Origin of the sequence: Nocardiopsis sp. L17-MgMaSL7, assembly GCF_003182025.1 — a bacterium.
In the GTDB taxonomy this organism is placed as follows: domain Bacteria; phylum Actinomycetota; class Actinomycetes; order Streptosporangiales; family Streptosporangiaceae; genus Nocardiopsis; species Nocardiopsis prasina.
Map to the genome: position 1 here is coordinate 198,656 of NZ_QGTF01000003.1, position 12,450 is coordinate 211,105.

At 72.7% G+C, this 12,450-nt stretch carries 10 protein-coding genes; 4 read left to right on the forward strand and 6 right to left on the reverse strand.

All coding sequences use genetic code 11. From position 1 onward, the window contains the following. Positions 1-32 precede the first annotated feature (32 nt). On the reverse strand, positions 33-1,265 hold the full coding sequence (locus tag BDW27_RS06255; RefSeq protein ID WP_017543451.1) for a PLP-dependent aminotransferase family protein: 1,233 nt from the start codon (positions 1,263-1,265) through the stop codon (positions 33-35). 550 nt (positions 1,266-1,815) lie between these two features. On the opposite strand from BDW27_RS06255, the gene BDW27_RS06260 reads away from it, so the two are divergent. Continuing rightward, positions 1,816-2,433, forward strand: a complete 618-nt coding sequence (locus BDW27_RS06260) for a hypothetical protein (RefSeq protein ID WP_110048575.1) — start codon at positions 1,816-1,818, stop codon at positions 2,431-2,433. Between the two features lie 303 nt (positions 2,434-2,736). Here BDW27_RS06260 and BDW27_RS06265 read toward each other — a convergent pair whose 3' ends face one another. Together BDW27_RS06265 and BDW27_RS06270 are read right to left on the reverse strand one after the other, a co-directional pair. Beyond that, the gene (locus BDW27_RS06265) at positions 2,737-4,083 is read right to left on the reverse strand and encodes a GAF domain-containing protein (RefSeq protein ID WP_233515655.1); all 1,347 of its coding nucleotides are present in this window, start codon (positions 4,081-4,083) and stop codon (positions 2,737-2,739) included. A 415-nt stretch (positions 4,084-4,498) separates the two neighbouring features. Further along, positions 4,499-6,076: a PucR family transcriptional regulator gene (locus BDW27_RS06270; RefSeq protein ID WP_110048576.1), complete on the reverse strand. Its 1,578-nt coding sequence runs from the start codon at positions 6,074-6,076 to the stop codon at positions 4,499-4,501. A gap of 138 nt (positions 6,077-6,214) precedes the next feature. On the opposite strand from BDW27_RS06270, the gene speB reads away from it, so the two are divergent. After that, positions 6,215-7,174 carry an agmatinase gene (gene speB / locus BDW27_RS06275; RefSeq protein WP_110048577.1) on the forward strand — a complete coding sequence of 320 codons (960 nt, stop codon included), beginning with the start codon at positions 6,215-6,217 and terminating at the stop codon, positions 7,172-7,174. A gap of 29 nt (positions 7,175-7,203) precedes the next feature. On the opposite strand, the gene BDW27_RS06280 is transcribed toward speB, so the two are convergent. Together BDW27_RS06280 and ddaH are read right to left on the reverse strand one after the other, a co-directional pair. Further along, positions 7,204-7,827, reverse strand: coding sequence for a TetR/AcrR family transcriptional regulator (locus tag BDW27_RS06280; RefSeq protein WP_017543457.1), 624 nt, complete (start codon positions 7,825-7,827; stop codon positions 7,204-7,206). Between the two features lie 214 nt (positions 7,828-8,041). After that, positions 8,042-8,881 carry a dimethylargininase gene (gene ddaH, locus BDW27_RS06285; RefSeq protein ID WP_026129052.1) on the reverse strand — a complete coding sequence of 280 codons (840 nt, stop codon included), beginning with the start codon at positions 8,879-8,881 and terminating at the stop codon, positions 8,042-8,044. Between the two features lie 247 nt (positions 8,882-9,128). On the opposite strand from ddaH, the gene BDW27_RS06290 reads away from it, so the two are divergent. Both BDW27_RS06290 and BDW27_RS06295 read left to right on the forward strand, forming a co-directional pair. Next, positions 9,129-10,223 carry an alcohol dehydrogenase catalytic domain-containing protein gene (locus BDW27_RS06290; RefSeq protein ID WP_110048578.1) on the forward strand — a complete coding sequence of 365 codons (1,095 nt, stop codon included), beginning with the start codon at positions 9,129-9,131 and terminating at the stop codon, positions 10,221-10,223. A 148-nt stretch (positions 10,224-10,371) separates the two neighbouring features. Continuing rightward, positions 10,372-12,036: an FAD-binding dehydrogenase gene (locus BDW27_RS06295; RefSeq protein ID WP_110048579.1), complete on the forward strand. Its 1,665-nt coding sequence runs from the start codon at positions 10,372-10,374 to the stop codon at positions 12,034-12,036. Between the two features lie 159 nt (positions 12,037-12,195). Here BDW27_RS06295 and BDW27_RS06300 read toward each other — a convergent pair whose 3' ends face one another. Next, positions 12,196-12,435, reverse strand: coding sequence for a hypothetical protein (locus BDW27_RS06300; RefSeq protein WP_110048580.1), 240 nt, complete (start codon positions 12,433-12,435; stop codon positions 12,196-12,198). Between the last annotated feature and the right edge of the window lie 15 nt (positions 12,436-12,450).

Genomic DNA, 12,450 nt, shown 5'->3' on the forward strand with positions numbered 1-12,450 from the left:
CTGTCATGGTGCTGTGCCCTTACGAGAGGATGTCAGGGCAGGTCAGGGGTGGGTGCCTGGCTGCCTTCGGTGGGCGTGGCGATCGCGGGACCGAAGGTGTCGCGCAGGTCGATCTCACCCTCGATCGCGGTCACGAGGCGGCGGACGCCCTCGCGGATCTGTTCGGGGGTGGGGTAGCAGAAGCTCAGGCGCATGCTGTCCCGGCCGCGTCCGTCGGCGTAGAAGCCGGTGCCGGGCACGTAGGCCACGCGCTCGTTGACCGCGCGCGGCAGCATGGCCTTGGCGTCGATGCCCTCGGGCAGGGTGGCCCACACGAAGAACCCGCCTTCGGGGCGGGTCCACGTGCAACCGGCGGGCATCATCGCCTCCAGGGAGCCGAGCATCGCGTCACGGCGCTCGCTGTACATGGAGTTGAACGCCTTGATCTGCTCCTTCCAGGGGAAGGTCCTCAGGTAGCGGCGCACCACGAGCTGGTTGAACGTGGAGTGGCTGAGCATCGCCGACTCGGCGGCCAGGACCAGTTTGGCGCGCACGGCGGCCGGAGCCAGGGCCCAGCCGATGCGCAGGCCCGGGGAGAGTGTCTTGGAGAACGAGCCGAGGTAGATGACGTTGCCGCTGCCCTGGGAGTACAGGGTGGGCTCGGGCTCGCCGTCGTAGCGGAGCAGGCCGTACGGGTTGTCCTCGACCACGAGCACGTCGTGGCGCTCACAGGTCTCCATGACCCGGGCGCGGCGCTCGGCGCTCATGGTGATCCCGGCGGGGTTCTGGAAGTTGGGGACCGTGTAGAAGAACTTGACCGGCCGCCCGTCCAGCTCGGCGCGGACCAGCGCCTCCTCCAGCTCCTCGGGAATGACGCCCTGGTCGTCCATGCCCACGTGGCGGATGTCGGCCTGGAAGGCGGCGAAGGTGTTGATCGCGGTGACGTAGGTGGGGGCCTCGGTGAGGACGACGTCGCCGGGGTCGACGAAGACCCGGGTGATCAGGTCCAGGGCCTGCTGGGAGCCGACCGTGACGATGACGTCGTCGGGGCTGGCCTGGACGCCCTCCAGCGTCATGTACTCGCAGATCTGTTCGCGCAGGACCGGGTCGCCCTGGGCGGAGCCGTACTGGAGCGCGGTGGCGCCCTCCTCGGAGACGACGTCCTTGACGAGGTCGCCGAGCTGTTCGAGGGGCAGGGCGGCCACGTTGGGCATACCGCCCGCGAGGGAGACGATCTCCGGCCGTGAGGCGACCGCGAAGAGTGCCCTGACCTCCGATGCGACCATGCCCTGTGCTCGGTGTGCGTAGCGGCCGACGTGCGGGTCGATACGCGAACCCTGTTGGCTGGGCTGCTGCTCTCGGTGGTCAGCGGACACGATCCACCTCCGAAGGAAGGACGGTCTGTGGGCCGTCGGTGCGGGACGATCCGGGGATCGTCGTTGATCCCTGGTTCGACGCCGGGGACGACCCGTTGGTTCACCGTTGGTCCCCGGTGGCCTCGGGGCCGTGGGGTGCGTGACGGTGCGGCGTTCGGCTGGAGTGAACCGTGGTGGAACACGGTTCGGGAAATGTCCCGAGTCTAGCCCAGCGGCGGCGTCTGCGGGTTCGAGCCGGGTGTGGCCTCCCCTTTCACGCACGTGCTCCCGCCGGTCGGTTGCGTGGTCTCCCCGGCACGGTACCCACTCGCGTGTTCCGACTCACACAGGGATGACTCGAACATGACGCACTTTTCACCCTTGCTGCCCGAGTGGGACATAGGCCACTTACTCCACATCAGCGACATTGGTTCGGTGGACCAGTGCGCCGGACACGGCGCCACGACCCCAGGGGGAAGTCATGGGAGTCCGCTCGACCACCGTCACCGCTTCACTGGCACTGCTGCTGTGCGCACCGCTCACCTCGTGCACCGCCGACGAGGCACCGGAGCAGAGCCCCGACGCCGCCCTGCTGGAGCTGGAGCGAGCAGCCGACGCCCTGTCCGTGTCGGTCCTGCGCCCCGGAGCCGAGCGCGCCTTCGCCCGCAAGGGCCATCCCGTGGCCGCGCCCCTGGACTGCACCGCCGTACCCGAGGGCGGCCCGTCCGCCGAACCCTCCGAGGACCTGGCCGAGGACGCGGTCACGGCGGGCGGCGCGGAGGAGCCCTCCGCCTCCCCGGGCGCCGAGGGTGCGCCGGGGCAGCGGGCGCGCGGGGGCCGCCTGGAGGTGCGGTGCACCGGTCAGAGCCGGGACGGGGAACAGATCCGCTTCCAGGGCCGTCTGCTGATCGAGGCGCTCGCCGAACGAGAGGCCGGCGACGACAGCCTGCACGGGGCCTTCACCGGTCTGGTCGGTGAGGAGGAGGTCTTCACGATGGACTGCTTCCAGTGCTCGCCCGCCAACGCGCAGCCGCCGGAGAAGGACGCCGCGGCCTCCGGGCCGCCCGAGGGGGCCGAGCCGCCCGCCGACGAGGAGTAGCGCGCACGCCCCCATGACGCGTGAAGGCACGGCCCAGGGATGCACACATCCCTGGGCCGTACCGTCGTGTGCGCGGTGGCCCCGGAGTCTCCCCCGATACTCACGGGGCACCAGCCCGTGGGCGCGTCCGCTGTCAGCCCCCGTCACCCCCCTCAAGGCGCGAAGGACGCGGACGCGTCCCGCACCGGTGGACAGCCCGCCGTGCCCTCTCTTGCCCGGAGGCCGCCCACCGGTGAGCGGGCCGCGCGGTAACAGTTGACCCGATTCACGCGTCGCCGGCAACGGTTGCAACAGGTTGCGACCTCATCGCCCAGAGCGATCGAACAGGTCCTCCCTGCGCACGCGCTCCCGTAGTTCCCGTACTCCCGGGGCGGACGATCCGGGCAGCAGGTCCACCGGCGGCTCCGGAGTGAGCACGCGGACCCGCACGTCGTCGGAGAAGCGGTAGGGCCGGCTCTCTATCACCCCGCCCAGGTTGCGCCGCACTCGGGAGAGTTCGGCCCGCACGGTCACCACGTGTTGGCCGGAGCCGAACACGTCGTGCGACAGCTGCACCCCGGAGCGTCCGTCACGGTGCACGGCCAGCAGGAGGAGGAGTTCGGTGTGGCGCGGCGACAGGCGCTGGGACCACTCGCCGCTGTCCCCGGCCACCGTCACGGTGGCGGCGGGACGGGACAGGTCCAGGGTGACGGTGGAGGGCACGGCCCGCTCCCCCGGGCTGGGCCGGATCAGCCAGCCCCCGGGCAGGGGCTCCAGGGCGCACTCCCCCAGCGCCGGAAGCCAGGCGGTCCCGGTCTCGCAGTGCTTGGGCAGCAGCACCCGTCGGACCGGCTCCATGTGGACGGCGGCCGCCGTCCACCCGGTGTCGTCCACCACCAGCGCCGGGCGGGTGAGACCGGCCAGCAGCGGCGCGGCCACCGAGCGCAGCCGCTCGAGGTGGCCGTGGTGCAGGCCCTGGAGGTGTGCCTCCGCCAGCTGGGCGACCGCGCTGACCAGGGCCAGGGTGGAGGGGTGGACGGTGGAGACGGGCCCGGTCACGTCGATGGCTCCGAGCAGGCGCCCGTCCCGGGGGTCGTGCACGGGGGCGCAGGCACAGGTGAGGGCGTGCAGGCTGCGCACGTAGTGTTCGGCGGAGTAGACCTGGAGAGGCCGCCCCACCACGAGCGCGGTGCCGATGGCGTTGGTGCCCACACTCCCCTCGTTCCAGTAGGAGCCCTCCACCAGCCCGACCCTGTCGCTGATCGCGCGCATCCGGCGGGAGCCCTCCCTCCACAGCACCTGTCCGGCGGCGTCCGTCACCAGCATGATGTGCTCGGCCTCGTCGGCCACCGACACCAGGGAGCGGCGGATCAGCGGGAGCACCTCGGAGATCGGTGAGGCGTCCCGGAAGCGCTGGAGTTCGTCCAGCCGGGCCACCTTGGGCGGCGGCGCGCTGTCCGGATCGATGCCGAACTGGCGCATGCGCCCCCAGGAGTCCTCGATCACGGGGCGCAGCGGTGCCGGTGTGGGCCGTCCGGTGAGCCGCGCGTCGTGGGCGCGTCGGAGCAGGACCGCGTGTTCGCGCGCGTTCGCCCCGGAGGGGAGCGCGGTGTCCAGCGAGGGGAGGCGCACGCCCTGGCCCCGGCCCAGGGACTGACCGCGCCCGTTCACAGTGGACTCCGACGCAGTGTGGTACCGCCACGGAGCAGGCCCCAGGCGACACGACTCCGTCCGTCGGGTGGGGCGCCGTGCCCGACCGAACCGCACCCACCCGCGGCCCGGGAGCCGATCCGCTGCGAAAAGCCGTTCATGGTGGCCCCCAGGTCCTCAGGTTCGTCAAGGAGATCCCCAGTTTCCTGGTTCGGGTCGGGCAGGGCCAACGGAACCGGGAGACGCGTTCTATTCGGAGGGTGTTTCGGACAGCACCTTCCGATTCCTGCGGGGTCCGCCGCCAGTTGCGCCCCGCTGTTCACCATGGTCACTCTGCGGAGAGGAGCTTCGTCCCCCGAGTCGGCCGAACCGTCGAAGAGGGAGCGGTCGTGGCCGGAAGCGGCCAGCCACCCCACGGGATGAGAGGCCTCTGCTATCAGTGCCTACGGACGGCGGGGTCGCGATCGCCCTCGGTGTGGCGGGTGAGGGCGAACCACAGGCGCATGCGCTGTTCGGCGTCGGTGAGGTCCACGCCCAGGTCCCGCTCGATCCCGCCGATCCGGTAGCGCACGCTGTTGCGGTGCACCCCCAGGTCGTTGGCGGCGCGGTCCCAGTTGCCGTGGCGGGCCAACCAGGTGCGCAGGGTCTCCCGCAGGGTGCGGGCCGCCCTGGTCTCCCGCGCGAGCGGTCCCAGGAGCACCCGGCTGAGGTCGTCGGCGTCGGCCGGGTCCAGGAGCGTGTCGAAGGGGTCAGTGTCGTCGTCCCAGAGCAGCGGGGCCCCCAGGGCGCGTGCGCGGACCAGCAGGGCGGCCGCCTGGCGGTCGGCCCGGGGCAGTTCGCCCGGGGGAACGGGCGGGCTGAGCGCGGCGGTCCACCCGTGCGACCGCAGCAGGTCCAGGTGCGCGCGGTGGGCGTCCTCGCCCCGGTCCGCGAGCACGGCACGCACAGTGTCCCCGGTGGCGGAGCCGTCCCCGTCCGCCCGCACCCGGTCCACCAGTCGCGTGCCCAGGGGCGGGTCGGCCGACTCGACGCGATCCCCCGTGCCCGGGGCCCGGGCACGCAGCACGCGGTGGAGCCCGGACCCGTCCCCCCTGCCACGGGAGTCGGTGAGTTCGGTGAGCAGCGGCAGGGTCTCCTCGTCGAGGTCGCCGTCCAGGAGGAGGCCGGTGAGCAGCCTCCCCGGGAGCGCGGACGTGTCGTCGGCCGTGCGGGAGAGCAGGTCGAGCAGGGCGGTGGCGGTGCGCAGGACGGCGCGGTCGGTGATGCCCAGGGGCGTGCGGCGGCCCACCAGGACCACTCCCGCCTCCTCGGGCGGGGAACCGACGGTGTGCAGGAAGACCTCGTCGGTGCCGCTGGGGGCCTTGGCGCTCCGTGGACCCTCCGGAGTGGTGAGGCGGTCCAGGAGGGGGCGCAGGGCGGGGTCCGCGACGCTGGGAGCACCGGGTGTCCGATACGCGGGAGCGGCCGGGTCGGAGGGCTCCAGGGCCGCCCAGCCGCCGAGGGAGTGGGCCAGGACGTTGAGGACCCGCTCCACGGGTGCGGGGGCGGCCACCGCTCGGGCCAGGGCCTGGTGGGCCTCGCCGAGCCGACGTACGTCGCGCAGGTGGCGTTCCTCCAGTTCCTCGCCGACCGCGCGGCTCACCGCCGCGAAGGGGGTGGGGCCGGGCACCTCCAACAGCGGCAGCCCCTGGGCACGGCACTGCTCGACCAGGAACGGGGGGACGGCCGCGTGGACCGGGGCCACCCCGAAGCCGAGTGCTCCGACCCCGGCGCGGACCAGGGAGCCCACGTAGGCGAGCACCCCGTCGCGGGTGTCGGGCAGGTTAACCCCCGCGGTGAGCAGGAGTTCGCCGCCGCGCAGGTAGGCGGCGGGTTCGACCATCTCGCTGGCCACGGCCCAGGTGATGCCGGGGTCCCCCGCCTGGACCACGGTGGTCAGGGCGAGGTCACGGCGGCCCGTGACCACGCTCAGGGGCACGTCGTGGCTGTCGGGCCCACCCGCTGCTTCCCCCATGCGTCCCCCTGTCCGCGCGCACCCGCTTTGGATGGTTCATCCAAAGAACGGATCCGATCCGTATGGTTCGACTACTGGAGTGGAGCCTAGCCGCTCCCTACTCTGGCCGAAACCGCACCCTCGACAGGAACGGACCTGATGAGCAGCCCGATCGGCCCCACCGACTCCAGTCTCGTCCCACGCTTCGCCGGACCGGCGACCTTCGCCCGGCTGCCCCGCATCGACCAGGTCGAACACGCCGACGTGGCCGTCGTGGGCGTCCCCTTCGACACCGGGGTCTCCTACCGGCCCGGGGCCCGCTTCGGCCCGTCCGCGATCCGCGAGGCCAGCCGCCTGCTGCGCCCCTACCACCCGGGACTGGACGTGGCGCCCTTCGAGCGCCTCCAGGTGGTGGACGGCGGCGACATCGCCGTGAACCCGTTCTCGATCGGTGACGCCGTGGAGACCCTGGACCAGGGCGCCTCGGCCTTCGTCGAGGCGGGGACCAGGCTGGTCACTCTGGGCGGCGACCACACCATCGCGCTGCCGCTGCTGCGTTCGCTGTACCGCAAGCACGGTCCGATCGCCCTGTTGCACTTCGACGCCCACCTGGACACCTGGGACACCTACTTCGGCGAGCCCTACACCCACGGCACACCGTTCCGCCGCGCGGTGGAGGAGGGGATCCTCGACACCGAGGCGATCGCGCACGTGGGGACGCGGGGCCCGCTGTACGGCAAGCGCGACCTGGAGGAGGACCGCCGCTTCGGGTTCGGGATCGTCACCTCGGCCGACGTCATGCGCAAGGGCGTGGACGAGGTCGCCGACGCCCTGCGCCAGCGCATCGGGAACCGGCCGCTGTACGTGTCCGTGGACATCGACGTCCTCGACCCGGCGCACGCCCCCGGCACCGGCACCCCCGAGGCCGGTGGTCTGACCAGCCGCGAGCTCCTGGAGATCCTGCGCGGGCTGGCCGACCTCAACCTGGTCGGCGCGGACGTGGTCGAGGTCGCCCCTGCCTACGACCACGCCCAGATCACCTCGACGGCCGCCTCACACGTGGCCTACGACCTGGTCAGCCTGCTGGCCCTGAACCACCAGCGGAGGCCCCGGGGCTAGGTCGTCACCGCCCGGTGGCGGCCCCGCCGTCAGGTGACGGACGTCTGGCGCTCGCGCAGGTGCGACCAGGTGAGCGCGGTGACGTGCCCGGCCATGGTGTCGGGGGTCTCGTCCGGGTGGTCCAGCAGCCAGTCGGCGAAGGCGTCGGCAGTGCTCACCGCCACGCGCGCCAGCAGTTGGGCGTCGCGGGGTTCCAGGCTGCCGTAGCCGTCCCGGGTGCAGGAGGTGATGAGCTCGGCCACCTCCGCCGTGACGCGGTCGCGCAGCCGGGTGGTCTCACCCGCGAAGGGTTCGCCCTGGACGGCGGCGCGCCGGTAGAGGACGGTCCAGCTCTGGCGGTTGTCCACGACGAAGGTGAAGAAGGCCTGCATCCCCCGGCGCAGCGGATCGTCGTCCTCGGGGGCGCCGGGGTCGTGGACGGCGGTTCGGACCGCCTCGATCAACCGCTCCATCTCCCGGCGCACGCAGGCGACGAAGATGCGCTCTTTCGAACCCAGATAGTGGTAGATGGTCGGTTTGGAGGTCCCGGCGGCCGCCGCGATCTCGTCGACGCTGACCGTGCGGTAGTCGCCGCGGGAGAACACGGAGACGGCGGCGTCGATCAGCTGCTGTTCCCTGACCGCGCGCGGAAGTCTGCGTTGTTTGGTCGTCACGTGAACCGAGCCTAAGGGGGCCGGTGACGGCGGCCGCGGGTCGTGGGTGCGGGGGCGCTGGGAGGGTTCCCGAAGGGCCGGACCGGCGTGTACGTGACCTGTGCGGCCACCGCGGGGCCGGATCGGGCACGTGGCGCATCCCACAGCGGACCGCGCCCCGGGGGCGGACGCCGTGCGGGTGCGCGGGGTCCGCCCGTGGCCGGTCAACCGGGTGTCACTCCGTGGGCGCGTCCCGCAGTTCGAGCGTGCAGCACTTGGCCCCGCCGCCAGCCTTGCGCAGCTCGTCCAGTTCCACCGGGTGGACCGTGAGGCCGATCCCCCGCAGGCGGTCGGCGAGCGCGGTGGCCTCGGCCGCGATGACCACGTTCCGGCCGTCGCAGACCGCGTTGAGGCCGAGCACCGACGCGTCCTCCTTCGTGGCGACGAGGGCATCGGGGAAAAGCGAGCGCAGCACCCTGCGGCTGCCCTGCGAGAAGGCGCCCGGGTAGTAGGCGATCCGGTCGCCCCCCAGGGCGAACAGCGCGGTGTCCAGGTGGTAGAAGCGGGGGTCGACCAGTTGCAGGGTGACGACCGGGCGGCCCAGGAGGCGTTCGGCCTCCTGGTGTGCGGCGGCCTCGGTGCGGAACCCGGTGGCGGCCAGGACGACGTCGTCGAGGGTGATGAAGTCCCCCTCGCCCTCGTTGACGTACTTGGGCTCCAGGGTCTCGGTGTACCCCTCCTGGCGGAACCATTCCAGGAAGGCCGGGCCTTCCGGGGTGCGTTCGGCGCTGGCGAACCTGGCGCCGTAGACGCGCCCGTTCACGACCAGCGCGCCGTTGGCCGCGAAGACCATGTCGGGCAGCCCCTCGATCGGCGCGATCTCGCTGACCCGGTGTCCGAGGGATCGGTAGAGGTCCCGCAGCCCCTCCCACTGGCGGATGGCCCGGGGGCGATCCACCCCGACCGCCGGGTCCATCCAGGGGTTGATGGCGTAGTCCACCGCGAAGTAGGTGGGGCGGCACATCAGGTAGTGCCGTCGTGAGGGCGCGGCCGTGGGGCCGTGGGGTCGAACCATGGAACCTCCCCGTCGAGGCGTACCGGAGACCGGATGGTGCGCGCCGGTCCGGGCAGTGACCGGACCGCGTCCTCCGGCGGACAGAGGTGAGATACCCGCGCCGAAGCCCCGCCAACACAGGCTTTCCACAATCTGGACGGACGCCGGATGAAGGGACGCGGCCTGCCCTGGGGGGACGGCACCCGAGCAGGAGACCGACCGGCCGGTTTGCTAGGGTCGCGGGACTTCCGCGATTGGAGAGCTCACCATGAGTACCACCGTCAGGGCAGCCGTCTTCCTCGCCACCGGAGCACCCCCCGAGATCCGCGACGTCGTCCTGCCGGACCCGGGCCCCGGCCAGGTGCGGGTCCGGATGGTCGCGGCGGGAGTGTGCCACTCCGACCTCTCGCTGTCCGACGGCACCCTGGCGCAGACCTGGCCCGCCGTGCTCGGCCATGAGGGCGCGGGCACCGTGGAGGCGATCGGCTCCGGCGTGACCGGGGTCGTGCCGGGCCAACAGGTGATCCTGAACTGGGCGCCGCCCTGCCGGGCCTGCTGGTTCTGCGAACAGGGCGAACCCCACCTGTGCGAGCACGCCCTGGACGGCACGCTCTCCCCCTACGCCGCGCTCACCGACGGCACGCCCGTCTACCCGGGGCTGAACACGGGGGCCTTCGCCGAGGCCACCGTCGTTCCGGCCCGCGCCCTGGTGCCGTTGCCGGACGGTGTCGACCCGGCGGTCGCGGCGGTGCTGGGCTGCGCCGTGCTCACCGGCTGGGGAGCGGTGAACAACGCCGCGAAGCTGCGGCCGGGCCAGTCCGCCCTCGTACTGGGACTGGGCGGTGTGGGACTGTCGCTCCTCCAGGCGGCCCGGATCGCCGGGGCCGACCCGCTGATCGCGGTGGACGTGTCCCCGGACAAGGAGGACCTGGCCCGCTCGCTGGGCGCCACCGACTTCCTGGTCGCCGACCCGAACACCCACCGGTCCGTGCGGGGGCTCACCGGCGGACGCGGGGTCGACCACGCCTTCGAGGTGGTGGGGCGGGCCGAGGTGGTGCGCACCGCGTGGAACTCGGCGCGCCGGGGCGGAACGGTGACGGTCGTGGGTGTGGGGTCGCACCGGGACGAGGTGTCCTTCAACGCCCTGGAGCTGTTCCACCAGGCCCGCACGCTCCAGGGCTGCGTGTACGGATCCTCCGACCCGGCCCGGGACATCCCGCTGCTCGCCGAACCCGTCCGCTCCGGCGACCTCCGACTGGCGGCCATGGTCACCGACGAGATCCCGCTGGAGGGCGTCCCCGACGCCTTCGAGCGCATGCGCCGGGGACGGGGCGGCCGGTCCCTGGTGCGTTTCGGCGCCTGACCGCGCCGGACCGGGTTTGTCACCCCCTGACAAAGGATGTGGCGGCGGACACACACCCGTCTTGCCGCGCGGACCACACGGGTGCACAGTCGGGACCACCGAGCACGCCGCGCCCGCCGAGGCGCGGACGACCCCCGAGGAGAACCGCATGAGTACCGGAGCCGACCAGGCCGACGTCGTCGTCGTGGGGGCGGGGCTGGCCGGACTGGCCGCCACGGCCGAACTGGCCGACGCGGGCAAGCGGGTGGTCCTGCTGGACCAGGAGCCCGAGCAGTCCCTGGGCGGCCAGGCCTTCTGGTCGTTCGGCGGACTGTTCTTCGTCGACTCCCCCGAACAGCGGCGCATGGGCATCCGGGACTCCAGGGACCTGGCCCTCCAGGACTGGATGGGTACGGCCGCCTTCGACCGCCCCGAGGACGAGTGGCCGCGGAAGTGGGCCGAGGCCTACGTGGACTTCGCCGCCGGGGAGAAGTACTCCTGGCTGCGCCAGCAGGGCCTCAGGATCTTCCCCCTGGTGGGCTGGGCCGAGCGCGGCGGCTACCTCGCGGACGGACACGGCAACTCGGTCCCGCGCTTCCACATCACGTGGGGCACCGGCCCGGGTGTGGTCGAGCCCTTCGAGCGCCGGGTCCGCGCGGCCGTCGAGCGCGGCCTGGTCTCGCTGCGCTTCCGTCACCGGGTGGACGCGTTGGTCGTGACCAACGGGACGGTCACCGGGGTGCGTGGGACGGTGCTGGCCCCCAGCGGCGCCGAACGGGGCCGGGCCAGCAACCGGGACGCCGTCAGCGAGTTCGAGGTCGGTGCGCAGGCGGTCGTCGTGACCGCCGGAGGGATCGGCGCCAACCACGAGCTGGTCCGCCGGAACTGGCCGAAGCGCCTGGGCACCGCGCCCCGGCACATGCTGTCGGGAGTACCGGCCCACGTGGACGGGCGCATGCTCGGCATCACCGAGGAGGCCGGCGGCGAGATCATCAACCGGGACCGGATGTGGCACTACACCGAGGGCATCCAGAACTGGGACCCGATCTGGGACAGACACGGCATCCGCATCCTGCCCGGCCCGTCGTCGCTGTGGCTGGACGCGACCGGCAAACGGCTGCCAGCCCCGTACTTCCCGGGGTTCGACACTCTGGGCACGCTGGACCACATCATGAAGAGCGGCCACGAGTACACGTGGTTCGTGCTGTCGCAGAAGATCATCGAGAAGGAGTTCGGGCTCTCGGGCTCCGAGCAGAACCCGGACCTGACCGGCAAGGACGTCAGGCTGGTCCTCCAGCGGGTGCTCCCCGGCGCCCCGGGCCCGGTGGAGGCCTTCAAGCAGAACGGGGCCGACTTCGTGGTCGCGGACCGGCTGCCCGAGCTGATCCGGAAGATGAGGGAGGTCGCGGGCGACGACGTGCTCGACGCCGACACGGTGACGCGCGAGGTGGTGGCACGCGACCGGGAGATGGTGAACACCTTCACCAAGGACCTCCAGGTCATGGCGATCCACGGGGCCCGCAACTACCGGGGCGACAAGCTGGCCCGGGTGGCCAGGCCGCACCAGATCCTCGACCCCAAGGCCGGTCCGCTGATCGCGGTGCGCCTGCACATCCTCACGCGCAAGACCCTCGGGGGCCTGCACACCGACCTGGACGCCCGTGTGCTGAGGGCCGACGGCACGCCGCTGCCGGGGGTGTACGCGGCCGGTGAGGTGGCCGGGTTCGGCGGTGGCGGTGTCCACGGCTACCGGTCCCTGGAGGGCACCTTCCTGGGCGGCTGCATCTTCTCCGGCCGTACCGCTGGCAGGGCCGCCGCGGCCGCCCTGGGCTAGGCCGGGGACGGGGCGGGGAGGCGGGTCCGCTCCCGCCCCCGCCCGTTTCCAGGCCGGCGCGCACGCAGCGGGAGACGCCGGAACCGGGGAACGACGTCCGCTCCTCCCCTCGGCAGAGTGAGCCGGGTGCCCGTCGGGCACCCGGCTCACTCATGTCCGCTACGGCCCCGATCCCCGGTCCCGCGGTCCCTCCGGGTCCTCGGGAGTGTCCCTGCGAGGACGCCCCCTGCGGGGTATGTCCTTGGCCTCCTTGGGCATGCGGCCCGCCTCGTCCAGGGCGCGGCGCAGGAGGAACTCGATCTGGGCGTTGGTGCTGCGGAGCTCGTTCCCCGCCCACCGCGCGAGCGCGTCGTGGACGGCGGGGTCGAGCCGCAGCAGCACCTTCTTGCGCTCGGGCACGGCACCTCACCCGGA